Origin of the sequence: Campylobacter sp. 2018MI01, assembly GCF_018501205.1 — a bacterium.
Taxonomy (GTDB): Bacteria; Campylobacterota; Campylobacteria; order Campylobacterales; family Campylobacteraceae; genus Campylobacter_E.
In genome coordinates, this window is sequence record NZ_JAHCZE010000184.1 from 1 (window position 1) to 408 (window position 408).

The 408-nt window shown below is 43.6% G+C and carries 1 protein-coding gene; it reads left to right on the forward strand.

What is annotated here, in order from left to right; translation table 11 throughout:
• Positions 1–408, forward strand: a 408-nt coding sequence (ruvA, locus tag KJQ97_RS09605; protein ID WP_214120722.1) for a Holliday junction branch migration protein RuvA, incomplete at both ends; no start/stop codon positions are given.

The window sequence follows — 408 nt, forward strand, 5'->3', positions numbered from 1 at the left end:
GCTATATGGTTTTTCTGATTTCAATGAAAAACAGCTTTTTTTGAAACTGATCAGCGTTTCAGGAATTGGGCCAAAGAGCGCACTTGCAATTTTAGCCAACGAGGATCACAATGGGTTCGTTTCAGCGGTCAATAACGATGATGATGCTTATTTGACCAAGTTTCCCGGAATCGGCAAAAAAACCGCCAAGCAGATTATCTTGGATCTCAAGGGTAAGCTTGGAGGCCTTGAAAGCGGCAAGCCGCTTAAGGGACAGCAAGATTTGGAAATCGTTGCAGAGCAGGTATCTCCATATTTGAAAGAGGCACTGGAAGCGCTGCTTGCATTAGGATATACAAAAACGGAAGTCAAGAAGACCAGCAAGAAGATGTTGGACTTTAAGGGTGATTCAACCGATGAGTACTTGAG